This window comes from Oleiphilus sp. HI0123, from assembly GCF_001635315.1.
Genome location: NZ_LWGE01000197.1, coordinates 1 through 425, shown reverse-complemented (window position 1 = coordinate 425; position 425 = coordinate 1). Strand labels below are relative to the sequence as shown.

Annotated in this window: 1 protein-coding gene; it reads left to right on the top strand. The window is 49.9% G+C overall.

Going from position 1 to position 425, the window contains the following annotated elements:
* Window positions 1–425: biotin carboxylase N-terminal domain-containing protein (locus A3761_RS01800; protein ID WP_304439565.1), on the top strand; the 425-nt coding region annotated here is incomplete at both ends.

The window sequence follows — 425 nt, the reverse complement described above, 5'->3', positions numbered from 1 at the left end:
CACGTTCGCTTGGCAGACGAGTCAGTTTGTATTGGTAATAACAGCCCTGTCGAGAGCTACCTCAATATACCTGCAATAATCAGCGCCGCTGAAGTGACCAATGCTGTTGGCATTCATCCTGGCTACGGTTTTCTTGCTGAAAATGCTGACTTCGCAGAACAAGTCGAAAAGAGCGGCTTTACCTTCATTGGCCCCCCTGCCAGTGTCATTCGCTTAATGGGGAATAAAGTTTCAGCCATCAAAGCCATGACAAAAGCCGGCGTACCGACGGTTCCTGGCTCCGACGGCCCGATCACAAATAATCAAGATCGAACCAAAGCTATTGCACGCAAAATTGGCTACCCGGTTATTATCAAAGCAGCCTCAGGTGGTGGCGGCCGGGGTATGAGAGTTGTTAACGACGAAGCTGAACTACTCACCTCGAT